Source organism: Streptococcus sp. SCPM-O-B-15304 (M98) (assembly GCF_058200215.1).
Genome location: NZ_JBYQGQ010000007.1, coordinates 71095 through 97598, shown reverse-complemented (window position 1 = coordinate 97598; position 26504 = coordinate 71095). Strand labels below are relative to the sequence as shown.

Annotated in this window: 31 protein-coding genes; 7 read left to right on the top strand and 24 right to left on the bottom strand. The window is 37.0% G+C overall.

What is annotated here, in order from left to right; translation table 11 throughout:
• The first annotated feature begins 221 nt into the window (after positions 1–221).
• Together AC3E7H_RS05985 and AC3E7H_RS05980 are read left to right on the top strand one after the other, a co-directional pair.
• A complete protein-coding gene (locus tag AC3E7H_RS05985) occupies positions 222–662 on the top strand; it encodes a LytTR family DNA-binding domain-containing protein (RefSeq protein ID WP_000776713.1) in 441 nt (146 codons plus the stop codon).
• Positions 659–1117, top strand: coding sequence for a DUF3021 domain-containing protein (locus AC3E7H_RS05980; RefSeq protein WP_000744349.1), 459 nt, complete (start codon positions 659–661; stop codon positions 1115–1117). The genes AC3E7H_RS05985 and AC3E7H_RS05980 overlap by 4 nt, the downstream gene beginning before the upstream one ends.
• A gap of 40 nt (positions 1118–1157) precedes the next feature.
• Here the strand turns inward: AC3E7H_RS05980 and mutS are convergent, their stop codons facing one another.
• Positions 1158–3692: a DNA mismatch repair protein MutS gene (mutS, locus tag AC3E7H_RS05975; RefSeq protein ID WP_490676239.1), complete on the bottom strand. Its 2535-nt coding sequence runs from the start codon at positions 3690–3692 to the stop codon at positions 1158–1160.
• A 47-nt stretch (positions 3693–3739) separates the two neighbouring features.
• The gene (argR, locus tag AC3E7H_RS05970) at positions 3740–4186 is read right to left on the bottom strand and encodes an arginine repressor (protein ID WP_001231485.1); all 447 of its coding nucleotides are present in this window, start codon (positions 4184–4186) and stop codon (positions 3740–3742) included.
• Between the two features lie 141 nt (positions 4187–4327).
• On the opposite strand from argR, the gene argS reads away from it, so the two are divergent.
• Both argS and AC3E7H_RS05960 read left to right on the top strand, forming a co-directional pair.
• The gene (gene argS / locus AC3E7H_RS05965; RefSeq protein ID WP_060955204.1) at positions 4328–6019 is read left to right on the top strand and encodes an arginine--tRNA ligase; all 1692 of its coding nucleotides are present in this window, start codon (positions 4328–4330) and stop codon (positions 6017–6019) included.
• 478 nt (positions 6020–6497) lie between these two features.
• On the top strand, positions 6498–6746 hold the full coding sequence (locus tag AC3E7H_RS05960; protein WP_006146258.1) for a hypothetical protein: 249 nt from the start codon (positions 6498–6500) through the stop codon (positions 6744–6746).
• A gap of 33 nt (positions 6747–6779) precedes the next feature.
• Here the strand turns inward: AC3E7H_RS05960 and AC3E7H_RS05955 are convergent, their stop codons facing one another.
• The 13 genes from AC3E7H_RS05955 to AC3E7H_RS05895 form a co-directional block, all read right to left on the bottom strand.
• Positions 6780–6989, bottom strand: coding sequence for a hypothetical protein (locus AC3E7H_RS05955; RefSeq protein ID WP_060956354.1), 210 nt, complete (start codon positions 6987–6989; stop codon positions 6780–6782).
• 69 nt (positions 6990–7058) lie between these two features.
• On the bottom strand, positions 7059–7526 hold the full coding sequence (gene nrdI, locus AC3E7H_RS05950) for a class Ib ribonucleoside-diphosphate reductase assembly flavoprotein NrdI (protein WP_049527317.1): 468 nt from the start codon (positions 7524–7526) through the stop codon (positions 7059–7061).
• A 72-nt stretch (positions 7527–7598) separates the two neighbouring features.
• Positions 7599–8132, bottom strand: coding sequence for an ABC transporter permease (locus tag AC3E7H_RS05945; RefSeq protein ID WP_049510093.1), 534 nt, complete (start codon positions 8130–8132; stop codon positions 7599–7601).
• Between the two features lie 62 nt (positions 8133–8194).
• Positions 8195–9481 carry a response regulator transcription factor gene (locus tag AC3E7H_RS05940; RefSeq protein WP_490676238.1) on the bottom strand — a complete coding sequence of 429 codons (1287 nt, stop codon included), beginning with the start codon at positions 9479–9481 and terminating at the stop codon, positions 8195–8197.
• Positions 9482–9483: 2 nt separating this feature from the next.
• Positions 9484–11157 (bottom strand): sensor histidine kinase, encoded by a 1674-nt coding sequence (locus AC3E7H_RS05935; protein ID WP_075228771.1) that lies wholly within the window; start codon positions 11155–11157, stop codon positions 9484–9486.
• On the bottom strand, positions 11135–11749 hold the full coding sequence (locus tag AC3E7H_RS05930; RefSeq protein WP_075228764.1) for a YesL family protein: 615 nt from the start codon (positions 11747–11749) through the stop codon (positions 11135–11137). The genes AC3E7H_RS05935 and AC3E7H_RS05930 overlap by 23 nt, the downstream gene beginning before the upstream one ends.
• Before the next feature lie 613 nt (positions 11750–12362).
• Positions 12363–12569: a CsbD family protein gene (locus tag AC3E7H_RS05925; RefSeq protein WP_070459618.1), complete on the bottom strand. Its 207-nt coding sequence runs from the start codon at positions 12567–12569 to the stop codon at positions 12363–12365.
• Between the two features lie 37 nt (positions 12570–12606).
• Complete coding sequence (locus AC3E7H_RS05920; RefSeq protein ID WP_075228765.1) at positions 12607–13224, bottom strand: Asp23/Gls24 family envelope stress response protein; 618 nt, start codon at positions 13222–13224, stop codon at positions 12607–12609.
• An 11-nt stretch (positions 13225–13235) separates the two neighbouring features.
• Positions 13236–13406 carry a DUF2273 domain-containing protein gene (locus AC3E7H_RS05915; RefSeq protein ID WP_075228766.1) on the bottom strand — a complete coding sequence of 57 codons (171 nt, stop codon included), beginning with the start codon at positions 13404–13406 and terminating at the stop codon, positions 13236–13238.
• An 11-nt stretch (positions 13407–13417) separates the two neighbouring features.
• Positions 13418–13981: an alkaline shock response membrane anchor protein AmaP gene (gene amaP / locus AC3E7H_RS05910; protein WP_075228767.1), complete on the bottom strand. Its 564-nt coding sequence runs from the start codon at positions 13979–13981 to the stop codon at positions 13418–13420.
• Positions 13982–14066: 85 nt separating this feature from the next.
• The gene (locus tag AC3E7H_RS05905) at positions 14067–14306 is read right to left on the bottom strand and encodes a GlsB/YeaQ/YmgE family stress response membrane protein (RefSeq protein ID WP_006149342.1); all 240 of its coding nucleotides are present in this window, start codon (positions 14304–14306) and stop codon (positions 14067–14069) included.
• A gap of 423 nt (positions 14307–14729) precedes the next feature.
• Positions 14730–15068 carry a Cd(II)/Zn(II)-sensing metalloregulatory transcriptional regulator CadX gene (gene cadX, locus AC3E7H_RS05900; RefSeq protein WP_490676237.1) on the bottom strand — a complete coding sequence of 113 codons (339 nt, stop codon included), beginning with the start codon at positions 15066–15068 and terminating at the stop codon, positions 14730–14732.
• An 11-nt stretch (positions 15069–15079) separates the two neighbouring features.
• Positions 15080–15694: a CadD family cadmium resistance transporter gene (locus AC3E7H_RS05895; protein WP_000615750.1), complete on the bottom strand. Its 615-nt coding sequence runs from the start codon at positions 15692–15694 to the stop codon at positions 15080–15082.
• Positions 15695–15722: 28 nt separating this feature from the next.
• Between AC3E7H_RS05895 and AC3E7H_RS05890 the strand changes: the two genes are divergently transcribed.
• Positions 15723–15896, top strand: a complete 174-nt coding sequence (locus AC3E7H_RS05890) for a FanG protein (RefSeq protein ID WP_083936654.1) — start codon at positions 15723–15725, stop codon at positions 15894–15896.
• Between the two features lie 203 nt (positions 15897–16099).
• On the opposite strand, the gene AC3E7H_RS05885 is transcribed toward AC3E7H_RS05890, so the two are convergent.
• From AC3E7H_RS05885 to AC3E7H_RS05850, 8 genes are all read right to left on the bottom strand, one after another.
• On the bottom strand, positions 16100–17365 hold the full coding sequence (locus AC3E7H_RS05885) for a tyrosine-type recombinase/integrase (protein WP_075228102.1): 1266 nt from the start codon (positions 17363–17365) through the stop codon (positions 16100–16102).
• Between the two features lie 96 nt (positions 17366–17461).
• The gene (locus tag AC3E7H_RS05880; protein WP_075228103.1) at positions 17462–17722 is read right to left on the bottom strand and encodes a MerR family transcriptional regulator; all 261 of its coding nucleotides are present in this window, start codon (positions 17720–17722) and stop codon (positions 17462–17464) included.
• Positions 17723–17803: 81 nt separating this feature from the next.
• On the bottom strand, positions 17804–19075 hold the full coding sequence (locus AC3E7H_RS05875; protein WP_075228104.1) for a replication protein RepA: 1272 nt from the start codon (positions 19073–19075) through the stop codon (positions 17804–17806).
• A 151-nt stretch (positions 19076–19226) separates the two neighbouring features.
• Positions 19227–19982 (bottom strand): helicase HerA domain-containing protein, encoded by a 756-nt coding sequence (locus AC3E7H_RS05870; RefSeq protein ID WP_075228105.1) that lies wholly within the window; start codon positions 19980–19982, stop codon positions 19227–19229.
• On the bottom strand, positions 19982–20512 hold the full coding sequence (locus tag AC3E7H_RS05865; protein WP_075228106.1) for a hypothetical protein: 531 nt from the start codon (positions 20510–20512) through the stop codon (positions 19982–19984). The genes AC3E7H_RS05870 and AC3E7H_RS05865 overlap by 1 nt, the downstream gene beginning before the upstream one ends.
• A gap of 6 nt (positions 20513–20518) precedes the next feature.
• The gene (locus AC3E7H_RS05860) at positions 20519–20950 is read right to left on the bottom strand and encodes a hypothetical protein (RefSeq protein ID WP_075228107.1); all 432 of its coding nucleotides are present in this window, start codon (positions 20948–20950) and stop codon (positions 20519–20521) included.
• An 83-nt stretch (positions 20951–21033) separates the two neighbouring features.
• Complete coding sequence (locus AC3E7H_RS05855; protein ID WP_075228108.1) at positions 21034–21330, bottom strand: hypothetical protein; 297 nt, start codon at positions 21328–21330, stop codon at positions 21034–21036.
• 139 nt (positions 21331–21469) lie between these two features.
• Positions 21470–21925, bottom strand: coding sequence for a hypothetical protein (locus AC3E7H_RS05850; protein ID WP_075228109.1), 456 nt, complete (start codon positions 21923–21925; stop codon positions 21470–21472).
• Between the two features lie 225 nt (positions 21926–22150).
• Between AC3E7H_RS05850 and AC3E7H_RS05845 the strand changes: the two genes are divergently transcribed.
• Positions 22151–23104: a hypothetical protein gene (locus AC3E7H_RS05845; protein WP_075228110.1), complete on the top strand. Its 954-nt coding sequence runs from the start codon at positions 22151–22153 to the stop codon at positions 23102–23104.
• Between the two features lie 25 nt (positions 23105–23129).
• Here AC3E7H_RS05845 and AC3E7H_RS05840 read toward each other — a convergent pair whose 3' ends face one another.
• Entirely contained in the window at positions 23130–23465 is a 336-nt protein-coding gene (locus tag AC3E7H_RS05840; RefSeq protein ID WP_047206714.1) for a helix-turn-helix domain-containing protein, read from the bottom strand.
• Between the two features lie 154 nt (positions 23466–23619).
• Here AC3E7H_RS05840 and AC3E7H_RS05835 point away from each other — a divergent pair, with 154 nt between their 5' ends.
• Entirely contained in the window at positions 23620–26316 is a 2697-nt protein-coding gene (locus AC3E7H_RS05835; RefSeq protein WP_490676236.1) for an SEC10/PgrA surface exclusion domain-containing protein, read from the top strand.
• The last annotated feature ends 188 nt before the right edge of the window (positions 26317–26504 follow it).

Sequence of the window (26504 nt, the reverse complement as noted above, 5' to 3'; positions counted from 1 at the left end):
AAAGTACCGTCTATTATTGTACCACGTTTTTTCTATTTTTGTCAATATATTTCTTCTTATTTTTTGACTTCTTTACTCTAAAAATTCTATGAAAACGGTCACCTGCCAGATAGACTCTTCAACCGACCACATAGACAAAGCTTCTTGTAATTGTCTAAAAAATGGTGTTTAATAGATTTGTAAGCAAGAGATCTCTATTACAAATTTATAAAGGAGAAATTATGAAACTCAGACTTGATATTGATCAGCAATACACCGAAGAGCGAATCATCATAGAAGCACCATCTTTGTCCCCTAGAGTTCAAAAAGTTCAAGACTTTGTTCAATCACTGGATCAAAACGAAACTCTTAAAGGAAAATTCCAAGACCAGGTCTACTTGATTCAGATTAGTAAAATTCAACGTATATATATTGAAAATCGCAAGGTCTTAGCCGAGACTGATCAGCAGACATATACTCTTGATATCCGTCTCTACCAAGCAGTTGACATTTTGCCTGCTTCCTTTATCCAAATTTCCCAATCGGAAATTGTCAACATCGATGCTATTAGTCATCTAAAACTAACCTCTAACGGCTTGATTGAAATCTATCTAAAAAATGACAGTTTCACCTACTCATCTCGCCGTTACCTCAAAACTATTAAGGAGAAATTAGAACTATGAAAAAACAACTATTTCACGATGCCACAACTGGTATCCTCATCGGCCTCATCCTATCTATTATCTTTTCTTTTATCTTTTCACCAAGCAACTACGCACCACTTAGCCCCAACTCTTTGATTGGCCAATTCATGATCCAACAACAGGTACATGGCGCTCTAGTTTTGCTCTACTGTTCTATCATCTGGGCAGCTATCGGAGTCCTCTTTAGTTTTGGTAGCCGTCTCTTTGCCAAAGACTGGAGCCTTCTTCGTGCTACTGTCACTCACTTCTTCCTCATGCTATTAGGTTTTGTTCCTCTAGCAATTCTGGCAGGTTGGTTTCCACTTCGCTGGACTTTCATCCTTCAACTCATCCCAGAGTTTGCCATCGTCTATCTCATCATCTGGGCGATTCTCTATAAAAGAGAATCAAAGAAGGTTGCCCACATCAACCAATTATTGGCTCAGAAGAAATAATGCAACAGAAACCCACTCATAGGACTGAGTGGGTTTTTGCTTATAATTTTTGCTTCCATTCTAACAAGAGGTTCATGGCCTGCATCGGTGTCATATTGTACACATCTACTTTAGCCAATTCTGCTAGGATAGGATTTTCTTCCGCCGAGTCAAATAGGGAAATTTGTTCAGAGACTGCATGTATTTGTTTCATTGGAGCAGGACTTTCCTGACCTTGACTCTCTAATTGAGTTAAAATTTCATCTGCTCTTTTCAGCAAGTCTGCTGGCAAACCTGCAATCTTAGCGACGTGAATCCCGTATGATTTATCAGCTGGTCCTGGTTCTATCTTATGAAGGAAGGTAACCTGTCCATTTTGCTCAAGCGTAGCCACGTGAACGTTAACCAGATGTCCCAGACTAGTCTCCAAACTAGTCAATTCATGGTAATGAGTCGCAAAAAGAGTCTTGGCTCCAATATGCTCATGGATGTACTCTATGATGGCCTGAGCCAAGGCCATGCCATCATAGGTTGCCGTTCCGCGTCCTAGCTCATCAAAGAGAATGAGAGATTTCTCAGTCGCATGCGCAATGGCATTATTGGCTTCCATCATCTCTACCATAAAGGTGGACTGACCTGAAACCAAGTCATCTGCCGCCCCGATACGAGTAAAAATTGCATCAAAGATTGGCAAGTGAGCACTTTCTGCTGGCACATAAGAACCCAGCTGGGCCATAACTGCTGTCATAGCTAGCTGACGCATATAGGTTGACTTCCCGCTCATATTAGGCCCTGTAATCAGCTGGATGCTAGTATCTTCACCCATTTGGATACTATTGGGAATATAGGTTTGGGCTCCCATGACCTTCTCAACGACAGCGTGACGACCTTTTTGAATGTCAATTCGCGAATCCTGACCAAACCCTGGACGGATCAAGTGTTGATTTTCTGCTACTACCGCTAGTCCTTGTAAGACATCGACAGTAGCGATTCCTTGGGCCAGGGCTTGTAGACGTTGGATATACTTACCAACTTCTTCACGGATACGCATAAAGATTTCATATTCAAGGCTGGCTGACTTCTCACGCGCCTCTAGCATTTCTCCCTCGATACGCGCCAACTCCTCTGTCCCAAAACGCTCAGAGTTTTTCAACGTAGCCTTACGGAAAAAGTGGGCTGGTACATTACCTAGCTGCGAGTTTGTGACATGGAAATAGTAGCCATCCTTTTTATTGTAATCGATCTTGAGCGTACTGATGCCAGAGTTTTCTCGCTCCTTAGCCTCAATTTCAGCAATCCAGCTGGTTCCTTCTCTCAGTACCCGACGATACTTGTCCAAGGTCTCATCAAAGCCCGTTCGAATAATACCACCTTCGGTAATCACGTGAGGAGCCTCAGGAGCAATGGCTGCGCTAATAAGACTTTCCAATTCAGGAATAGGATCTAATTGTTCAATCAGATAGGCAAGCGCTGGTTGCTGCATTCCTTCTAAAATTGCTCGAATCCGTGGAACACTTCCCAAGGTAGTCGCTAATTGCAAAAGGTCCTTGGGATTGCTTTTCCCAAAAGAAACACGACTAGCAAGACGCTCGATATCGTAGACTCCCTTTAGGCTTTCCGTCAAATCACTACGTTCAAAGAAATAATCCAGAAAGACCTGTACAACTTCCTGACGTTCAAGGATACGGTCCTTATCAATCAAGGGACGATGGATCCAAGAGCGTAGGAGACGCATCCCCATGGCAGTCTTGGTTTCATCTAGCAACCAGAAAAGACTCCCTTGTTTCTTGCCAGAACGAGCATTTTCTACTAGATCTAAACTAGCCTTGGTTGCATAATCCATCTGCAAGAAATCCTTAATTTCATAACGGACAACTAGCTTCAAGTGATTCAACTCTCTCATCTGAGTCCGATGGACATACTGGAGAAGCTTACTGCTGGCAGCCTGTTCAACAGGTGCCAAGCGTGGATCCAGTAGATGGATGTCTTCGAATGATTCTTGCTCATAGGAAAGTACCAAATTCATTTGACGTCTGAGAATCTGTTCTTCCTCTTCAGTCAAGGCATAGCCGATGACGACTTCTCTTGCCTTAAGATTTCGAATTTCACCACAGACCAGGGTAAAATCCAATAAACCTGTCACATAAAAATCACCCGTCACCAGATCCATATAAGCCAAGCCAAATTGCTGACCGTCACGGTCGATAGCCACCAAAAAGTTGTTTTGACTATCTGGTTTACTACTATCGACGACTGTCCCAGGTGTAATCACCTGGACGACCTCACGTTTTACAACCCCAACAGCCTGCTTAGGATCCTCCATCTGTTCAGCGATGGCCACCTTGTAGCCACGCTCAACTAGGACATCAATATACTGTTGGGCTGAGTGATAAGGCACTCCAGCCATGGGAATAGGATTTTCAGCATTCTTATTGCGACTGGTTAGTGAAATTTCTAGTATCTGGGCAGCATTGACTGCATCTTCGTAAAATAACTCATAAAAATCACCCATACGAAAGAGCAAAAAAGCATCTGGATATTGTTTTTTGATATCCACATACTGTTGCATGCCAGGTGATAATTTTTCTGTCGTCATCCATTCTCTCCTTGTTAAAAATAGTCTTGAGAGAGACTCCCAAGACCTTATCTATCCTTCATCAAATCTAACAAACGATCTTCCATGAGTTTAGCAACATGCTGATCTCGGCAGATGACCAAGAGAGTATTGGCACCCGCAACTGTTCCCAAAATCCATTCATCCTTGTTGGCATCGACAACATTGGCTAAAACTGCAGCTTCACCCAATTTAGTGTGCAAAACTAAGGTAAACTCAGCTCTTGCTACACCTTCCAAATGATGGGACAAAAACTCAACCAGGTCAATCTTCTCCGTCTCATTTGCTAGTACGTAGTAGACCTTATCATTTTTCTTAACCTTGGTCAAGCCCAGTTCGCGAAGGTCACGCGACAAGGTCGTTTGCGTCACAAAAACATTGCGTGCTTCCAACCGATCCTGGATCTCCTTTTGAGTTCCTAATTTTTCCTCAGTGATCATTTGTTTGATTAACTGATGGCGTTCTCTTTTTCTCATAACATCCTCTCGAGTGAATATTTATAACATTTTCAACTATTTAATAAGAACATTATACCAAAAAAACCGAATATTTCAAAAAAATTCTTATCATTCCTCAAAATTGTGATAAAATAGAAGAAAAGTCCAAAGGAGTTTATAATGAATACAAAACAATTGATCGCTAGCGAATTGGCTAGCGTCATTGACAGCCTGGATCAAGAGGCTATTTTAAATCTACTAGAACAACCCAAAAACTCTGATATGGGAGACATCGCCTTCCCTGCCTTTACTCTAGCAAAAGTTGAGAGAAAAGCTCCACAAATGATCGCAGCAGATATCGCTGAAAAAATCAATAGCCAAGCCTTTGAAAAAGTCGTCGCTACTGGACCTTATGTTAACTTCTTCCTTGATAAAAATGCCATTTCTGCTCAAGTATTACATGCTGTTATCACTGAAAAAGAACACTATGCTGACCAAAATATTGGTAAACAAGAAAATGTTGTTATCGACATGTCTAGTCCCAATATTGCTAAGCCATTCTCTATTGGTCACCTGCGCTCAACTGTTATCGGAGATAGCTTGTCACATATTTTCCAAAAAATCGGTTATCAAACGGTCAAGGTCAACCATTTGGGAGACTGGGGTAAACAGTTTGGGATGCTAATCGTTGCCTACAAAAAATGGGGCGACGAAGAAGCTGTAAAAGCTCATCCGATTGATGAACTTCTTAAACTCTACGTTCGCATCAATGCTGAAGCTGAAAATGACCCTAGCTTGGATGAAGAAGCACGCGAATGGTTCCGTAAACTTGAAAATGGAGACGAGGAAGCTCTCGCACTTTGGCAATGGTTCCGTGATGAAAGTTTGGTGGAATTTAACCGCCTTTATAATGAATTGAAGGTTGAATTCGACAGCTACAACGGGGAAGCCTTCTACAATGACAAGATGGATGCAGTTGTAGATATCCTTTCTGAAAAAGGACTTTTGGTCGAATCAGAAGGTGCCCAAGTTGTTAATCTTGAAAAATATGGAATTGAACACCCAGCTCTTATCAAGAAATCTGACGGTGCAACTCTCTACATCACACGTGACTTGGCCGCTGCCCTTTACCGTAAAAACGAATACCAATTTGCCAAATCGATCTATGTCGTTGGTCAAGAACAATCTGCTCACTTTAAACAACTCAAGGCCGTCTTGCAAGAGATGGGTTACGATTGGAGTCAAGATATTGTCCATGTTCCTTTTGGATTGGTAACAAAAGAAGGCAAGAAACTCTCTACTCGTAAAGGGAACGTTATCTTACTAGAGCCTACTGTCGCAGAAGCCATCAGCCGTGCCAAAGCGCAAATCGAAGCCAAAAATCCGGAACTTGAAAATAAAGACCAGGTTGCTCATGCTGTTGGAGTTGGAGCCATTAAATTCTATGACCTTAAAACTGACCGTACAAATGGATACGACTTCGACCTTGAAGCTATGGTATCCTTTGAAGGTGAGACTGGTCCTTATGTTCAATACGCCTATGCTCGTATCCAATCTATCTTACGCAAAGCGGATTTCAAACCAGAAACAGCTGCCAACTATAGCTTGAATGATCCTGAAAGCTGGGAAATCATTAAACTCATCCAAGATTTCCCACGTATTATCAACCGTGCGGCGGATAACTTTGAACCTTCTATCATTGCTAAATTTGCAATTAGCTTAGCGCAAGCCTTTAATAAATATTACGCTCACACTCGCATCTTGGATGAAAGTCCAGAACGCGACAGTCGTTTAGCCCTCAGCTATGCAACTGCAGTTGTCCTCAAAGAAGCCCTTCGTTTGTTGGGTGTAGAAGCACCAGAGAAGATGTAAATCGTTACAAGAGACTGGAACTAAAGTTCCTAATTGTTGGACGCTAGCCGCTTTTATGCGGACTAGCTAACTGCTTCACTAGTCATGGTTCCTAAATTAATCGATTTAGAGGGCCACGACGTCGTAAATGAGGCGAATTGCCTAAACGCTTCACTAATTCACCTAACCAAATAATATCGATTTGGTTAGGCTCATGTCGTAGACTTTTAATCACTTTATTGTAAAGCAGTCTAAATAACTAACGCCAAATCCTATAGGGGTTTTGGCTCGGCGCTTCACTAGTCTTTCGATAGAAATATTATCGATTTCTACCGAAAGACGTCGTAATCTTAAAGTTACTGGAACTAAAGTTCCTAGTCTCTTGACGGCAATCGCTATATGGTGAATTGCCTAAACACTTTACTAGAATGACTTGAAAAGCGGAGACTCTTCGCTTTTCTCTTGCTATTCATTTCTTTATCACTTAGGGAGAATTTTTATGAGCCAATACGCTTATATCTTAGTTGTTATTAGTCTTCTTTTTCTCTTTCTTGTCAACAAATATGAAAAAGAGAAACTTCAAAGACTGCTTCAGGACCAACTATTGAAAGATCAAGATTTTCGTGCAACTATCAAAGAAAAAATCCAAACGATAGAAAATATCAACGATGTCATTGATTACGTGAATAAAGGCTACCGTTTAGGGATCCCCATTTCAAAAGAAATCGTTGACGAAATTCGCAACTAACAAAAAGACTCGAGATGCATTTCTCGAGTCTTTTTATTTATTTCTGACAGCTAAGATTTCTACCAGGATAACAATCCCTAAGGATACCATGGTTCCAAATGGTGCTGCATTTTCATCAAAAATTTTCTCAGAGAACCGTAGCAGAGCAATCGCTAATAGTAGCAAAGCACTGCATAGCATAATATCCTTGAAGCTTGGTTTGCGTTTTATATACTTTAAAAATGATTTCTGTAGTTTACTCATTTCGATTGTCCCCTTTGAAGTAAATCCTTTATCCATAGAATAAAACTCTTCCTCAGAAAATCTAGCCTCTTACAAAGCTTCTAATTCATAGAGTTCTGCAATAATCCCTGCGACCTTCTTGATATCTCCCAGCATTCCACGCATCTCAAAGTCAGCTAGAACGGGGAAACCAAAGCGCTGGCTGTATTGTTTAGCCGTCAAACAGTATTGGTTGTTAAAATTACGATTACCGGATCCTACAACACCAAAACACTTGCTGGCATTGTCACCGTAAGCGATAAAATCACCTACTGGAGTAGTCAAAATCTCCACATCACCATTATCAACACCATTGCCACCTTCTAGATAAGTCGGTAGAAAAGCCACATATGGGTTGGTCATTTCAAAGAAATCTTCTCCTTCCTTGACCAAATCTTTAATATGAATTTTTTCTACTTCAATGTTCTCATACTGTTCTAATAGGTAAGCCTTCAATCGTGTTACGAAACTCTCCGTATTGCCACTCAGACTGATGTAGACCAAGGAAATTTTTTTCATTTTCTCCTCCTTTTTTGAATCATAAAAAATAACTACCAAGATTGTATCTTGATAGTTATGCTTTGTCAACTCTTAGGCAAGTTCTTCCTCTTCTTGAGTTTCTGTTAATTCTTTTTGCTGACGCCACATTTTATAGAAGACGATTGCTAGGAAGATAACATTGAGTACGATCCCAAAAATAGCTGAACCTTTGGCACCAAGCTCCGCTCCCATACGGATGTTAGGGTCTGTAAAAAGTGAAACCGCATCCTGAACGCCGATAAAGTTGTAGATAGAACCAACGATGGCAACGAAGACATAAGCAAGATAAGTGTAGTTAGCCAATTGAAGGTTTTTACGAATAAGGAAAACCAAAGCCACAACAACCAGAATAACAGATAAGACAACCAAGAGAATGCTGAAGACAGAATGACCATGCTCCGATACCTTAATGGTGTAATCAACGAGCTCCTTAGCATAAGTAGCATTAACACCTGATGCTGATGTTTCTAGATTGTTCATACCCTCCGCAGTAGGTACTGGAGATATGATTCCAAATAGTGACATTGCTGAGAGTAAGGCTGAAAAAATCAGTAATACCCATAGATAGATTGGTTTCTTTTTCATCAAAGCAACCCCCTTATGTTTTTTTAGTTTATTATAGCATATTTTAACAAGCAAAACAAATCTTATAAGTTTGCTTCCACCTGTTTACGGTAGGCTTTAGGAGACTTCCCACATAGTTTTCGAAAGACCTTATAGAAATAACCAACATTACTGTAACCAACTGTATAACAGATATCCTCAATACTATCATTGGTAGATAGCAAGAGCTGCTGGGCAGCCTTAATGCGTTGCTTATTGAGAAGCTCCGCAAAGGTTGAATTGGTTTCCTTCTTGATTAGCTGGCCCAAATAAACGGGATTGATAAAGAGATCCTTGCTGATATCCTTGAGGGAAAGTTCTTTTTTGTAGTCTCTACCAATGACTTCAAGCACACTAACTACATTTTCATTCATGCGGTATTGGCCAAAGAAGGAAGTCAAGGTCTCCTTGGTATAAGCGACTAAGTCCTCAAAAGTTGTAATGGCATGGATGTTCTTGACAATATCTGTCATGTCGTCTGCTTTCAGATGTTCAAAGAGATGGAAAACATCCATAACAAACTGGGTAAAGAGCTGCTTGGTAATGGATACCCTTGGTGTATTTTCAAGGACAATCTTCTCAAGCAAGGTCAATTCATCAATAATCTGCTGAAGATTTCCCTGGATGATCACTCGATAAATGGGTTCGTAGTAAGAAAAGAGACTTTCAGACTGATCTAAATTGACCGAACCATAAAAGAGAGTCTTTTCAATATCACGCTTCCACTTTTCAAAGTTGATTTGATAAGAAGCTTCAAAAGGCATGACCAATAAGCCCTCAAATTCCTGATCAGCAAGGACGATCTGCCAGTCTTGACCTAGAACGTAGTAAGGAATGGCATAATTTCCTTGTTTTTCTTTTGAAAGTCCAATCCACCAGTTTTCTTTTTGGCTGAGATGAGTCTTGAAAGCTTCTTCATCGAGTTGCTGACTCAATATTTCGGGCTCATGAGATTGTTCACCAAGCTGACTGGCAATCTTTTCAAGCAAGCGTTCAAGCTCAACCTTATCGACTGGTTTGACCAGATAATCAACGACATTGAGATTCATGGCTTTTTTGACATAGTCAAATTCTTGATAGCCTGAAAGGAGGATATAGTAAGCATTTGGCAACAACTCCTTCATCTCTCCAATCATCTCAAGCCCTGTCTTGTCAGGCATATTGACATCAGAAATGACAATATCTACGGGATGTTCTCGAACGTAGTCCAGAGCGTCGTCAGCATGATTGGCTGTTGCAACGACTTCCATATCCCACTTATCAAAAGGAATCAAACGTTTGAGACCTTCTGTAATCATGTACTCGTCGTCCACTAAAAGTACTTTATACATCTTTATCCTTTCTCTTCATTTTGAATGGTGATTCGATAGCGAACACCTTCTTTTTCAACTGATTCTACATTGATATCATATCGGTCGCCAAAGTAGAGTACAAAGCGCTCATGCACATTGACAATCCCAATGGACTGGCGTTTCCCACTATAATCCACCGTATGTTCAAAGGTTCTCTGAGCTAATTTAGCTTGGATCTCTGCTAGCTTATCAGCAGGCATTCCGCGTCCATTATCCGTAAGCAAAATCTCAACATAGCCATCTTTTTTCAAAGCCTTGATACTGATCACATTATCTGTACGTCGATGATCAACTCCGTGGGCAAAATAATTTTCCACCAAGGGTTGGAGGGTGAATTTTGGAATGCGCATTTCTTCCAATCCAGGGTCGATTTTAAATCCGTAAGCAATGGATTTTGGATAACGCACCATACAGAGATAACTGTACTTCCGACAAAATTCCACTTCTTGCTTTAATGTTGTTTCTCGCTCATCAGAGATGTTGTTACGCAAGAGACTACTGAATTCGTAGATAATATCCGCTAGTTCATTTTGGTTCTCCATGACCGCGTACATCCGTAGAAACTCCAGAGTATTGTACATGAAATGTGGATTTATCTGAGCTTGTAGAGCGCGCATATGGGCATCTTTTTGACTCAGTTCAAGTTGATAAATATCATGGATATTTCTCTCCAATCGATCCAACATATCATTTGTCGTCTCAGCGATTAAAAGTAATTCCTGGTCTTTTTTCGTGAGATCAATTCTTTTACCTTGCTCCCCTTGCGCAATATCATGGATTGTTTCCACTAGATCAACAACTTGGGTTTGATACTTCGAAAATGTTTTTTTCAAGGTTACATATAAAATAACGATAAAGAGGAGACTCAAAGCAAGAATAAAAATCGAACTAAAGATACTCCCACTAAGGACATAATCCCTAGGAACCGCAACCTGAACCTGATATCCATGAGCTGTCTCATCTTGCAACCATTCCTCTCGATTACTTTTTTCACCTTGGTGAAACATATCCGTTTCAAAAGGAGAGGTGATGCTCACAGCAATTGGGATATTTCCTCTGGTATTGTCAATAGCCTTATAAAAAACATCGGAAGATACAGAGACATAAATAACACCAAGAGCTTGATCCGATACTGGATCGGATACGGGAATGGCGAAACTATTGGCATCTGGCTTGAAGGCATCTGCAGAAACCTTGTAACCACTACGATTGTCCCTCTTCGAAACATAAACTTCTGTCGAGTCTTCCAAGACAATGGCTACACCCGTTACAAAATCATTGCGCACATAAAGGTCATCGATATTTTCATAAATGGATACAGAAATATAGGGTGATGCTTTACGCTCCAGTTGCCAATAGAAATAATCTGGTGTACTGAGGCTAAAATACTTATAGATTCCCTCGATTCGCGCTTGATTATCTACTAGACTTTGGGCTGAACGCGCTGATTCTCGATAATAATACTCAACCTCGTTCACCGTCCGAGTCAAAACCCGCTGGGAAACCTGTCTTGCTTCTTTTTCGCGACTATCCCAGTTTACATAAGAAATCAAAAGAGCAAAACTAGCAATGATAACAATCATCACCCAACTATAGGTTCTAAGGAGCGAATGAAGCCAAAATTGTTTCATTCTATTTGGACGCCAATTTTTCATGAATGTTTTCATAAACAGGCTCCAATAAATCACTAATAAAGAAATGCCACATTCCAATCCCTACAAAAATGATAAGGGCTGGCATATAGAAGCCAATAATGGCTAACAAGACGCTACCAAGAAGAACTTTAGCCACTGCTGACAAGCTCATAAAAATTCCGATAAAGGCAAGCTTTAAGGTATTTTGATAGGATAAGTCAAAATAAACTTGCAATTTTAGAGAAACTGTATAAGCCAAAAATACCAAAGCTACCAGAAAGATATTCAGAAAAGTCGCTGCCAAGTGGATAATGGTCTGATGCGGCAATTGGATCATGAGATACAAACCATAAATCAAGATCAAGTCAAGTCCCATAAAGGTGTAGAAACTGAGATTGCTTTTAACAAAATTGCTCTTGTAAAGAGTCCAAGCCTCTTTAAAACCATAGGCACGGTAAGAATAGCCGTGTTCCGCAAATAAACTCATGAGAGTTGCACTAGCTGGCGCTATACCAAAAACCACACCTCCCGCTAGTGTCAATAACCAAAAATAAGCTGTAGCTATCATCCCCAAAAAGAAACGATGAAAGACTAGCTCAATAAAATTTCCCACGGTTTGCCTCCAAAAAAATAATCTAGAACTATTATAACATATTTCAAGCGCTCTCAAAAATAGGAGGAGAGAAAAGGCAGTGAGAGTTGAACTTGCTACCTTTTAGAAGCAAGTTCGGAGCAGGTATCCATCCTTGTCAAATAGCCAAATGTTAGTTTATAAAGGATAAATATAATTGTTTAATAATGTTATTTGTGCTATAATAAAGATAGATTGAGATACCGATTAATGACCAAAGGAGTTTTCGGAAAAGATAAACATATTTGCAGATTAAATACTTACTATTCAACTTATTTACTGGATTAACAAAATAACGAAAGGAGTATGAATCATAACTTTAAGAACTACTTTGTTTTGTGTTGCGCTTGTATTGACTCTTTTCTCTGATAAATTGTTCAAACAACAATATGTAAAAATCGGAAAAATAATTTGTGCTATAATCTTATTAGTCGCTTCATTATCATATCTGTTCTAAGTTATTTTAAGAATACAGGAATTTGTTTGTCCTGTATTCTTTTTTCTCTATAAAACGTGCATTGATAAAAACGAATAACAAAAACACCCCCTAACTGGGGGTGTTTTCGAGAAAAATAGCAAGATTACCTAAATTTAATTATTTAGCATCATCTTTATGAAGCATGTTTTTTACACCTTCAACGACACCTTCTACAGCATCTTTTGCATCTTCAGCAACTTCTTTCACTTTAGAAACAACTTTTTCAGCAGCTCCTTCTTTTTCAAGTTCTTTATCGCCGATCAATTTGCCAACGCCTTCTTTAACAGATCCTGCTGCTTGGTTTAATTTTTCTTCTGTAGACATAAGTATATCCTCCTTTTATTTTTTTCTAAATTAGTAATTAGTGAACACGTGGTTCTGCTTTGGCTGCAGCGTCTTTAACAGTTTCAACGCCTTCGCCAACTTTTTCTTGAACGAATTCAGCGCCTTCGCCAAGTTTTTCTTGTGCTGCTGCGACACCTGAACCGATACCAGATTTCACTTTAGACAATTGTTCTGACGCGAACTCACCTGTTGATTCTGCCACGTCAGTTACACGGTCTTGAAGGCTAACTGAGTCTGCTTCATATTGTTCTTTAGTTTTGATGTCAACAACATTAACGTTAACTTCAACTACTTCTAGATCAGTCATTTTCGCAACTTCTGATACGATAACGTCTTTGATTTCCTTGTATAGAGTTGGAACGTTTTTTCTGTACTCTACGATAACGTTCAAGTCAACTGCTACTTGTTCTTTACCAACTTCAACGTTAACACCGTGTGTTACATCGTTAGTATTGACAAGTTTTTCTGTAAGATTTGAGAAAAATCCGCCATCAACATGTAATAGTCCTGGGACTCTTTCTAGTGAAAGACCGATGATTTTTTGAATAACTTTATTTTCGTAAGTTAATTCTCCTCGAACATCTTTAGAAACAACATCTTGTTTTTTATTTGCATTTTTTTCTACGTTTGACATATGAAACTCCTTTATTTATTTAAATAATTCTTCTGTACATAGTATCCCAACCAAATTCCTAAAGCTCCACAAATTAAAACAAACATCGTTTTAAAGAAACCAAAGGATAGAATGAGGCAGGCTAGAATAATACCTACTACTCCACATAGGATTGGGTATTGATATTTTTTAAACCATTCCATTTTTTACTTCCTTACTTTACACGACTAACAATTTTCTTAGCTGCTTTTTGAGGGTCATATTCTTTCACTGAAACTTCCAGTTTAACCTCTCGTTCAATGCCAAAGAATTCTTTCAATCCTTGAGTAATTTCATTTTGAACTACTTCAAATTTGTTAGCAATGTTATCTGAAAGAACAGTTGTACCTTCTACAGAAACGAAACATTTCTTTTTCCAAGTTTGTACTTTGATTTTAGGCTCTTTAACTAGCTTATGATCAAGAACCAAACATCTAACAAATCCTTCGATAGCTGAATTCTTTAGTTTTAATTTATCGTCTTTAGTTCCAAGTTTTATTTCCAGATATTGTCTAGGATAAAACAGGATTACTAACATCCATAATAAAACTAAGATAGACAGGCCTAGAAGCCCCCAAAATACATATCTAGCGAGATAATATTCAAATGATGTCTGTCGCCAGCTAGTCAATTGAATTCCTAAATCACTAACCTGGTGATAATCTATCAAAATAGGAAGGAAAATTGTCAAGATTAAAATACAGAAAATAAGTAATAATATTTTCTTTGATTTTGACATATAAAATCCTTTCAATTAGTGCAACAAACCATAGCTTTACCCGTCATTATAAATTAAAAACTATAGTCTGCTTTCGAGTAAAACATTAACCTTTTTTACCCAAAAAGAACGATACCACAGAAACTACAATCACTGCACCAACAATAGATGGGATGATAGCCATACCAGCTAGTGATGGTCCCCAAGTGCCAAGGAGTGATTGACCTACTGATGAACCGATTAAACCGGCAAATATATTAGCAATTACTCCCATTGAGCCACCTTTTTTAGTGATTGCCCCTGCTGCAAGGCCGATAAAGCCTCCTACAATAATGGACCACAACATAATATGCGATATGCGCCTCCTTTCATAACCCAATATATCTAGGTTAAGTATAGTATATCAAAATATGAGAGCGCATTCAAATTATATGCTCACGAATATGTGCTTTAATAAATTTAAAAACAATACAAAAACGCTCTAGTCATTGTGACTAGAGCGTTTTCCCTATATCCGAACATCTAATTTATTTCACAAAAAATGTAGTCATTCGGTTGATTTTTTTGCAATACATTGAAATTGGAAAAAAGAAAAAACGCTTAAAATAAGCGTTTTTCTTATGTATTGATTCGAATTGAATGCTTACTTCACTTCTATAAAAAGATTAAATAATTTCTATTTTAGCTGTTAGAAACGTTGGTACATCAATGTTTTTAGAATGCTACATAATAAAAGGTAGAGTGAATGGTAGAGTAGTAAAAATAGTTGTTATCCTAGTTGATTAAAAAAATCTCTGATTTCCTCATCTTTTATAAAATAATATATAATTTTCCCCTCTCTTCTAGTGTCCAAGATGTTTTGATTGGCTAGTTTACGAAGATGGTGGGAGGCAGATGCCATACTGAGATTTAATAAACAGGCTATATCGCAGACACAGAGTTCTTCGACGGCAAGGAGATAAAAGATGATATTTATCTGTTTATTATTGGTAAATTTTGATAAAATGCGAAGTGATTTTTGGACTTTTTCCTTTTCAAGGTAGTTCGTTGCGGTTGTAACATTTTGTTGATTTATAACATCCACTTGACAGATACTATCTTTTTTCATAATATTTTCTCCTAGCCTAATATAGTCCATAGTATGTCAAAACTGTTATTTTCAATCAGGATATATATCCCCAATCCTAAATAAACAACGGCAATAAACCATCTGCTATATTTCTCCAAAATTTCTCCAACAGAAGAGACTTGTGCCAATTTTTGGGCAGAAAAAACCAAGAGATAAATCATGACTAGAAAGGTAAGTAAAGCTACTATCAAATTTGCTAAATTTAAGGTAGTAAAATATGGAACAAAGACACCAATATTGTCAGCACCACAACTTGCAAAAGTAATCATAGCGACTAGAAATATCAGGTTTTTATTATCTTTGCGCAAACCTTCTTTGGCAATAGCTTCTCCATCAGAATCTCCTAAAAGCAAAACTTTGAGACCTAGGAAAATTGGAATCAAACCGAGTAAACCTAAAATCTCTTTACTAGGAATATAATTTAAGACAAATGCAAAAAGCAAACTTAGCAATATTAGACTAACAGAGCCTAGAAATTGTCCTAAATAGATGTTAATGATGTCTTTTCTGCTTTTTCTTTTGGCAAAAAATAACATTAGGATAATAAGTAAGTCTACGGCTGTCCCAGAATACAGTATTATTGAAGTAACAACATTTTGAATCATAAAACACCTCATTCAAATATATTTTTGAATGTATTTTAACATTAAACTTTGTAGATGTCAACTTCAGCTCCATCAAAATATAGATAAGAAGGTAGTGTACCAAACATTAAAAAGCCCTGCCATCGAAATGATAGCAGGGCTCAACTTCAATATCCAGATGATATATTTATCTAAAAAAGGTAGAGTTTGGACTGAAATATAGTGAAATGTATTGAAATTGAAAAAAGAAAAAACGCTTGAAATCAGCGTTTTTCTTATGTATTGATTCGTATTGAATGCTTACTTCACTTCTGTAAGGAATACTTAAAATCTATTTTAGTTGTGATAAACCCTATTAAATCAATGTTTATAAGCTATTGATTTGGATAAAACTGTCAGAGGTTGCCAAAAAGGTTGCCATGAATTTTATGAGGTTAGCTCCGCAATTTTATTTAGATAAATATCTACCGCTTGTGTTTGATTTTTAGGGGCAAGCTCGGCATATATGTCCATAGTAGTTTTGATAGACTTATGTCCCATGCGAACCTGTAACTCTTTCCAATTCATACCAGCATTTAACATCATTGAAGCGTGTGTATGACGGAATAAGTGAAAACCATAGTCAGGTAGATCAACTTCCTGTAATCGTCTTTTGAGTGTAGCACGTTCATTCCTATCGCACATATAGTTTCCGTAAATTGTTGGGAAAATCAACTTGCTTTTTGAAAGACCGTTCTTCTTGAAATAAAGATTCATTTCATCATGGAAGTTTTGAAGTTGCTCAATAATTTGGTACGGAACAGCTATTTTTCTATTGCCCGAATCAGATTTAGGAGTATTTTTACAAACAACCTTTCCTTTTAATCCTAACTTAGGGTTTGCATTTTTCCATACAAGAGTTTTAGTGACTAATATTTCAGAACTTTCAAAATCAAGGTCATATATAGTCAAAGCTAATAGCTCATTGATTCTCATTCCTGAAGCAAGTAGACTGTCGCAGATAACTTTAAATCGCCGATTAGCTCTAGTATTAGGTAAAGTATCGACGAAATTTAGCCAGATAGTTAAATCTTCATCATGAAGAACCATAATGCGTTTTTGATTGCTTTTTGGTTTTGGTGGAATCTTGATAGATTGAACAGGATTATATTTGAGTTCAAAATGCGTTATTCCAAAATTAAAAATCTCTCTTAACTTGTGGGCGATTGCTCCAAAATCTTTTGCACTTCCTTTTTTAGCTCGTTTATTACCGGCATCGACAGATTCTTTAGATTTTTGGGCAAGCTCGTTAATCCATTTTTGTATATCGGAAGAAGTGATTTTATCTGGTTGATAGTGTCCGAATTTGGGGAGGATATAGGTGTCTAGATAGTTCCTCACTCGGTTTAGAGTGTTATCTGAGCTGACCCAAGTTTCGTAGTTGGAGAACCACATTTCAGCTAGATCTGACAAGGTAGCAATGCTAAAAGTTTCTTTCCTTGTTGAACCACTTTCTTCCCAATCAATTTTAGCTTGAATAATTTTACGATCTAAGGATCGTAGGGTTTTAGCTGTTACAGTTGTTTTTACAGGTTTTCCAGTCTTTATATCTAAGCCTAGATAGACGCTCTTTACTGAATAACTAATCTCGCCATTATCCTTTACTTTCTTGAGGACGTTTTTGCCTTTATGGGTGATTTTTTCTATATTCATAGTTGCTCTCCTCAATCAATCGAAGAATTGAAAAAAGCTAAAATAGATAGTATCTCACTTTCTTTTTTGATACTTCTATTCTAGCACATTTCACTTTTAGTTGTGGCTTAAAAACTCTAAAACAGTATCAATATGATAGTAAACGGTTCTAGTACCCTCAATAGGTGGTTCTAAACGTTTTAGACCTCTATTTTCCCATGACTTTAATGTGTTAGGGGAAATACTGAGCAAATCTAAAATCTCTTTTTGTGTGTAGATGCATGAACTTCTTTTTTCGCTGTTCAAATTCTTTAGCATTTCAATGATAGTGTGAAGCAGGAGTTCTATTTGCTTCATTTCATGGTAATCTTGTGACATACTATTCTCTCTTTCTTTGCAACAATAATCGAAATATGGCATAATGGTAGTAGAGATTAGCCTTGGCTTATCTCGGAATACTTATTTGCTATTACTTTCTGATTTGGATGGTTTGGAAGTAGTAGCATTTTTTCTTCGATCATTGCTTGGGTTCATAGAACTGTGAAATGCATCCTTTTCGAAGTCATAGTTTAATACACTTGGATTAAACTTATCGAATAGGTATGCAAATTTTTCAATTTGTTCCTTGCTGTATCTATCGAACTCTTCAGGTGTAAATGTAATGGTTTTATACTTGAAGCTATCATCATTTTCTTTAGTTTTGAAATGAAAGATAACCTCAGTAAGTCTCCGTTGTAACTGTTTATAGCTATCAACTTCTCGTTGACCCTCTGCTACCATTAAGTCATAAGCTTGTTTTGGAGTGAAAATTGATGTGATGTGGATTTCATTCCAAAGAGCGATTGTATTTGTGTAACGGGCGTGTAGCTGAATAGGGTAAACATCTGTCACCTTAAGAAATTCTTTGTATGGCATGCCCTTGAATTCATCCATAAAAAGTATAGATTCAGCGCAATATAGGTCAAGCCCACCATTGTCAAAGTCAGTCCAGATATACACATTATCCCGACCATGTTTTTTCTTTAAATCAACTTGCGTGTGCGATTTTCCATCTCCAGACTCTCCCACATGCCAGTATACTGCCATTTCTTTTTCGTCTGGAGTATGAGAAAGTCGATACTGAAAGAAGTGTTCACGAATCATTTTAGAGTATTTACGGAACTCAAAGTTACTCCCCATAATTTCTTCAGGAGTAGCTCCGTTCTCTATTTGTTTCTGAATGTAATCAAATTCACTTCGGTGACCTTGATTTCCAGCTCTAAGCTCACCGTGAATCTTCATAGGTACTACAATAGTATGTGCCTTTTCTTCATGCTCTCCGCTTTTTTCAAGGTAAGCAATGACTTGCTCTCTGGTTCCACGGGTAACTTCTATATGTATAGTGGGATAGAGTTTTTGAAGAGCCGAGAATCGGAAAGCTTGTTTATCTTCAAGCACCATGTGACAATGATGAGTTCCGTTGTCACCGATTTCATAGTTAACAGCGCAGACAACGTTTTCATTTCGTGCAATCCACCGTTCCATTAAGAAATAGACAATTTCCTCGGGGCTGAGAGGTTCATCGGTATCTGGAAGGGACTTGCGAAACTCTTGAATTCTTTTTTTAGTTTTTTCATTGTATGTATCGCTATCAAAAAAATCTGATTTCTTATCGAACAACTTATCAACGTTGTTCAGAACACAACAGAAACTACGAGCGCGAAAGTCAGATGAAACTTTATAATTTGTCATGAATCTTCTCCTTTGTCACTTTCTTATTGTGACAATTTTATATCCAATTATACTAGTTATAGTAATGTTTTAGTTAGTTTGTCATGTTGTCATGAAGTTCGGGGTAATACTAGCCCGAACTTAGCCAGCTAAAGCTGGCGAGGCTGTAAGCTTATCCTTCGCCTGAGGGGCTACGGGCAACAGCCTCCTCGCTTTTTGGTAGTCCTCGATCTAGTAAGCCAGTTATTAAATATGTTGCTTTATCTATATCTTTAATAGTATAGGTTCTAGCTTCAATAACGAACGAACCATCAAACTGAATATTAACTTCGCCTTGGGATTTATTGCGATTAACCTCGTCATCAGGGAACAGCATCTGTTTAGCTTGGGGACTTAATCTTCCAATTGAAATTTTAGAGGAAAAATTTTCCCTTCCACCAGGAGGAAACAAGGAGGAATCCCCTCTTTGACAGACACATATAATGTGATAATTGATCTGTCTTGATAATCGTAACAAATTCCCCATTTTCTGTAAAAACTCCTCTTTGTCAGCTTTTTTGGGAATGCTTTCAACTGTACTTTGATATTCTTCAAATATCAAAAAGAAAGGAGGATATTTTTGGTTAGGATTAAGTCTACGATTTTCAAAAATGCTATAAGCTTGCCGAAAACCATCGTAAACGGAATCACCAAGATACACATTATCTAATTGTCTCCACTGCCAATAGTCTATTCCTTGTTTGTAATCAAGTATCATAATAGAAGCATCATCTGAATGAATTTTTAATATACTTAGTATATATTTAATGAAGTAAGATTTCCCGCTATTTGTTGGTGCGGAAATGAGGAGATGTGGAAAGCGAGTGCAGTTCCATTCAATAGGTTCGTTGCTACTTTCTTTTCTCAGTATATTCAATTTAAGTGTCATCAAATTTCTCCTTCGTCATCGTAGAGGGGTTTAGCCTGACTGTGCTTAAGACGATTTAAATCTTCTTTATAGATTAGATTAATCTTGAGTTTTAAATAAGGTTCTTCCTCTACCATGTTAAACATAACATCAAGGTTATCATTGTAACTACGTACCGTTTGACGTAGCTCCATTTTCCAATCATCAAAGTCTTGTTGAACTGGCATTTTTGATAACCAGAGATAGAAATCTTGTCTCTCTCGTTGTATCCCATTTGGGAAATGAATTGTGTTCAGATATATACTGAGCTTTGAAGCTTGATGTATAAGCTCAGCATGAAAATCTGAATAATAGTTTTGTTCTTCTTGAGAGTCAATAAATAACTTTAACAAATGTTGAATTTGCAAGTTTGTGTTTTTGATAGCTTTCGGAAGTAATTCTTCACGAGGCAATGTATAGACAAGAATAATCATATTAACAAATACAAACCCTGAGTATAGTATTAAAAATATGGATATTAAGTAGAGTACTGACTGTAAAATGTAAATCATTAAAGTTTATCTCCTGTTAAACGCTTCGTTATACTCTAACGTAATATTCAAACGTAACTTATCATCTGTCCACGATTCAAAATCGTAGTAAATTATCATCCCATACGGGTAGCTATTTGTTGTATATGAAACCATATCATATAGTTTTTGAGCATGCTGTTGTTGAGCTGTTGTGATAAAAGGGTTTTCTCTTTGTTTTAATAGCAGAGAGTCTTTTTTTACAGCATAACTAGGAACAAGTGCTTGTAAGTCTAGATATCCTCTGCTCTCATAAGATATATATTCAAACTTACTCACTAGATTCAAACGATCTTCTAGACTTAAGTTAACTAGTTGATCGCTCCCCAGTATTCCTAGCAACTTTTCACACTCTTTGACACATCGATCAAAAGTAATCGAAGGATTTTGTCTGATTGCCTCTTCAAAAATTTTTTTCATTTTTTAAACTCTCCTTGTAATTTTTTTTTGTCAGCACGAAGAAAATTAAGCAGTTGGTGCTCTAGCTCTTTTTAGAATCATACTTATTCCTCTATCGTTGCTTTCTCAGCTTTAATAGATAACGCTGCTCTATTATTAGATAGATAAGCTGAAAATGTTACACGTTGTAATCTTAAATTGATTTTTTCATCTAGATACGGAGTGTATTCTGAAACTGTCGAATTGTTAACTTTTATGATTCTAGTAATATATTTTCCAGAATCATTTCGAAAACCAACATCCAGTTTTACGTTTCCAGTTGCCTGTTTTGTTTCAAAGTCTATTTCTTGACTCAAACCTAGCAAATTTACAGTTATAAGAACTTCTTCACATAAAAGCATTTTTTTTAATTCCTTTCGCCACAATCTTTACATATTACTACTGTGTAGGACTTGTTCAGCAATAATAATTACTACAGAGTATTAGGTTATTTTACATTGGAATCACCACCTTTATAATCATTTTATATTTTTATTTAGATTAAAAACTCGCCAATTTCATAAGATTTTTGAGAAATTTATTATAAGGTTTGACTAATTCACAACTATTATCCCAAAAGAAATAATTATAAGCTTCTATATATCTTCTTTGGAAATGGTTATTTGTAAAAATTTGAAGAACAAATGCTTTATTAATTGTATGTAGAGAAAAAATTCTTTGTAGGGTTCGGCTACTGATAGTTGGATAACCATATTCATTTTCAGGTATTCCAAGATCAGTACGATATTTTCTAAATTCCTCAGAATTATCATACTGCATTAATACATCATAGAATGCATAGTTTTTTGGAGGCTTCCTGGTATAAAATTTACTATAGTATTGAAAAGTGAACCAGATACAAGTTATTTTTGCAAGATAATCAAAATCTTCATTTTTTATTTTCGCGGGAATAACTTTAGGGTTACAACCTATTTCTTTAAATCTTTGTAAATCCATTCTTTTAACCTCTTTATTGCAAGTTTTAGATCGCTGTATAGAACTTATTTCAGAAACATTGATAATAACATTCTAGAATTAATTTTATTACAAACAACGATCTTTTTTTGATTATGTTGCTATTATACATGTTAAAAAAATCACAATATTTTGTATTTCCCCCTCATCCCAATAGCTTTTTTGGTATAATTAATTTATAGTAGTGTATTGGGGAGGGGAATTGATATGCAAAATAATATTTCATGTTTTGAAGTTTTAATAGAATTATATGAAGAAAACAAAGCATTACAAAATGAACTAAGAATTATAGTACATGATATTGAAATTTTAAAACAATATATTTACTATTGGAAAAGTTATAAGTTGTTAAGAGATATAAGAGAAGCATTTATACCTAGGAACTTTTCAAGCTCTAATAAAAGAGGTTTTGTAGAAGATTACTGTGGAGAGAGTAAAAAAACGGATTGGAAAGTTTTTTCAGTTAAGGGAACTACAAAATTTGTAATTTCTTTACTTTTTCAAAAAATTAAAGTTGAGTCAGAAACTATAACTGATATGTTAGAGGGGACAGTAGATGATTTTTTTGAAGACAAAGAATCGGAATTAAGTGAACTATATTTGACTCAGCAAGATCAAGGTTTAATTCGTAGTTGTCTAGCTTTTGCTAATAAATACAAAGCAATAAAAGGTAAAAATACTAGATATAGTATATTTGAGCTCTCTAGTGAGCAACTAGACGATATGAAGTCTTTTTTGCTAAAATTTCTTATGTATTCACAGGATGAAATCGATTTTGATATTGATTATTCAACTCTTGAACAATATCTGAATAAGGCTAATTTTTTAAATATATTAGAAGAATTAACTGTTAGTTTAATTGATTCTAAAAATAGTAGTGAAGAACAAACCAATATTTGGCAAATTATGCTTTTCCTTGCTAAACTACGTATAGCAGTTACAGATTCGGGACCTTTACATCCGAGGGAAATCACTAAAGATAAGGGTAGAAATAATTTTTTAGAATTTTCAACAAAAATGACTCTTAATGAATTAAAATTTGAAACTGAAAAACTACAAAAGGAACTAGAATTATTGTTCGCTCCGCTATTAGATAGTCGTTTTATTTGTAGTAGTTTATATGAGTTCTTTTTTGAATGTCGAGGGAATTTAACAAAATAAAAAGCCAAGTTCAAAAATACTTGGCTTAATTTATTTGCTTTAATATATCTCGGAGAGCTTTTATAGTAGGTTCTCTTTTTTCTGTTGGTAGGTTTCTAATATCTTCAATGAGTTGTGAAAATTCTCCGCTTTGATTTTGATTTTCAATATTAAAAAAAGTATTCATATCAACTTCAAGCGCTTGTATGATTTTTTCAATGGTCTCAAGCTTAACGTTTAACTGTTTATTCTCTAATCTATAGATATAGTTGAATCCCAGATCAGCCTTTTCTGCTAGATATTCTTGTGTCATCCCGCTTTTCAGTCTTAGAAGTCTGATTTGTTTTGCAACAAATTCTCTTAAATTTATTTTTTCAGTCATGATAGTACCTCATAACTATCATACAAGTTTATCCCATTGAATAAATCGCTGTCAAAAGACTGAAATTACAATAAAAATAATATTTAAAAGACTGTAAAATATGGTATAATATTATTCATAAAACAGTCTTTTAAGACATAAAGGAGTTTATACGATGGAATCAAAAACACAAGGTCACGGAACCATCAAAAAATTGCGTACTGGTGCAGTTATTTCAACGCTTGCAATCTCGGCTTTAGGGGTATCTACTGGGGTATCGGCTAGTGAGACTGAAGTTGCAGTTAATGAGCCAGCAACTAGGGTAGTTGCTCAGGACGAGGTAATTGCTAAAGTTCCTACGCAATCGGACGTGGATACGGCTAAGGCTGAATCTGATAAGGCTAATCAGGATGTAGCTAAGCAAAAAGAAGTTGTTGCATCTACTGAAGCAAACATTGCTAATGCTGAAAAGACTATTGCTGATACTACTAAGAAAGTAGAAGAGGCTGAGTCTGTTACACCTGAAAAGGTTGCTGAGGCTAAGGCTGACGCTGATAAAAAAGCCAACGAGCTTGCTACGGCTGAAAAGACTGTAGCTGATGCTGATAAGTCTGTTTCGGCTACTGCTGAAAAGGTTGCTGACCAAACTAAGGTAGTATCTAATGCTGAGAAAACTGCTACTGATATGGCTAATAAGGTAGCTGACGCTCAGAAAAAAGTAGATTCTCTTTCATCTACTACTGATGTTGCTCCCCTTGAAAAAGAGGTAGCTACGCTTACTAACCAAGTTAGTGCTGACACTCAGGCAGTAGAGACTGCTCAGGCTAACCTTGACAATGCTAAAAAGGCTCTAGCCGATAAAGACCAAGCTATAAAAGATGCTCAAACTGGGGTATCTAGTGCGGAAGCCACTCTTACTCAAGCTACTACAGCCCTTGCTAATGCTAAAGCTGACCAATCTAACAAAGATAAGGCAGTTACTTCTGCTAAATCAGCTCTTGATGTAGCTAAACAAGGTGTTACTGAAACAACTACATCTTCTGAAACAATGTACGATGTTCCTAAGGCAACTTACTCTCCAGCCTTGTCTGATGAGTATATTAAGGCAATTAAAGCCCTAGCTAATGGTACAGGCAATGTTCTTGATGTTATGAAGGCAATCAATAAGCCTTATACTGACGAGAAAACAGGTGTGAGTGCCAATACTCTAGGTGGGTATAACTTTACAGGTAAGTATTTCTACAAAGGTAAAGATATTGCTTATGGTAGTGAAGACACAGATAAAACAGAGATTGTTGATTTCCAACACCTATCTAAAGAGCAAGCGACTAAATTAAGTTTGTATGCAGCATCTATCATTAACGATTTGCGTGCTAAGGTTGGTACTGCACCTCTTAAAGTTAGTGAAAGTTCTGTTGAATTGGCAACTCAGTTTAACCATTATGCAAATCCTTTTGAAAAGGTGACAGATGGTAAGACAAGTCCAAACTATACAAAAACTCTAGCTGAGAAGTTAGCTATGGGTAAAGAATCAGCTAACTTTGACTTGGATGCACTAGGTATTCGAGCAGAGAATATCCCAGATTACGCAGGCAAAGGTACTCTTTCAACTATGGCTCAAATCAAGCAAGTTGTTTATGAGGGTATTGTTCAGACAGTTATGTCTGCAACAAGTACAAGTTCTAGCGAAGATCTATATAGTGGTGCTTTGTCACTTCTAGGTTTCCGTGATACCGATAAAACCAATCTTGGTGTAGGTCTAGGTTTTGGTTATAGTCAGCTTGGGGTAAAATATGAGACTAGTTTCACTCTCTCTCCTACTAAAGAGGTAACTACAACTACCCAGAAGGTAGACGCTAAGGCAGTTGAAACTGCTCAAAAAGCCTATGACGACGCAGTTAAAGCATCTGAAGAAGCTAAATCAGCAGTTCAATCAACCCAAACTGACTACACTAACGCTGAGACAGCTCTTGCTAATGCTCGTAAAAACCTTTCAGATGTAGTAGGCAACAAGATTGATGTTCCAGCTCTTGAAAAGGCTCTTGCTGATGCTGAAGATAAACTAGCGCAGGACACTAAATCTTTGCAAACTGCTAAGGAGTCGCTTGCTCTAGCTAAATCAAACGCTACTGACAAAGCTAAGGCTCTTACTGATGCTAAGTCAGCTCTTGAGACTGCTAAGGAAGAACAATCAGATGCAGATAAGGCTCTTGCTACTGCCAAAGGTGAATTGGAAGTCCTTACTAAGGCTCATGATGTAGCAGTCTTGGCTCGTAAGTCAGCTGGTCAAGACCTTGCTCGTAAACGTGAAGCATCTAAAGAGGCTACTGATACTCATACAGTTCTTGAACTCGCTCTTACACACCGTGATGAAGTCCTTAAAGCTTTAGATAAAGAGCTTACGGATGCTAAATCTAAGCTTGGTGTACTTCGTGCTGAGTTGGAAACTGCTAAGGAAGAGTTGACTCGTCTTGAGGGTATCGCAGAAGCTAAGGCTCGTGGGTATGAGAACTTTAAGCAACTTAAAGCCGACCATGACGCATACCTTGCTGAACAACAACGCTTGCAGGCTTTGAAAGACAAAGAAGATGCAATCCGTAACGCAGGTGGTCAACCTGTTGAAGTTACTGATGCTAACGGTAAGGTAGTTGATGTTGTGGATGCGAAGGCTCAAAATAAGGCTGTAGTTGCGACAGTAGGAACTAAAGACGATAAAACATATCAAGCTCCTGCAAAAGCTACAAATGCAAAAGCAGAATCTAAGAAGCAACTTCCAAATACAGGAACAAAGGAGACGATGCTAGGCTTATTAGGTTTTAGCTTATTAGCAAGTTTAGGATTAGGGTATACCAAAAAGAACTTAAGAAAGTAAAAAATAAAAAATAAAAAATCTTCTTACTTATTGTAGGAAGATTTTTTTGGATTCCTAAAATTTATTGAAAAGACTGCGCTATTCCAACAATTTTTAGGAATGAAAAAAGTCCTAGAAAATTCTTAGGACTTTACATTCTTCGATTGTTGACTTTCTTTTTTATTTCAAAAAAGGTTGCCAAAAAGGTT